Genomic DNA, 324 nt, shown 5'->3' with positions numbered 1-324 from the left:
ATATCGAGCGACAGCAACTTCTTTTGAGCATCGAATACCAAAGGAAATACGTTTGGGATCGCTCAAAAGCAAGCAGACTGATTGAAAGCTTCCTATTGAACATTCCGGTACCCGTCTGCTATTTTGCAGAAAATCCAGACGGAACCTATGAGGTAATCGACGGGCTGCAGCGCATTCAAACCGTTAATGATTTCCTTACGGATAAGTTTGCCCTGAGAGGAATCTCAGTGCTCAAAGAGTACGAAGGGCAATGTTTTTCAGACCTGCCACCTCGCGAGCAGAGGCGCCTCACCAGCCGAACAATCCGCTGCATCGTAATCACGG

1 protein-coding gene is annotated in these 324 nt (G+C 48.1%); it reads left to right on the top strand.

The genetic code is table 11. The annotated features are described in order from the left end of the window. Positions 1–23 precede the first annotated feature (23 nt). A partial coding sequence (locus J0695_RS43385; RefSeq protein WP_206970287.1) for a DUF262 domain-containing protein occupies positions 24–324 on the top strand: 301 nt, incomplete at its 3' end.

This window comes from Streptomyces beijiangensis (assembly GCF_017315755.1).
In the GTDB taxonomy this organism is placed as follows: Bacteria; Actinomycetota; Actinomycetes; order Streptomycetales; family Streptomycetaceae; genus Streptomyces; species Streptomyces beijiangensis.
The sequence above is the reverse complement of the archived record's forward strand: the minus strand, read 5'-3'. Positions and strand labels throughout refer to the sequence as shown.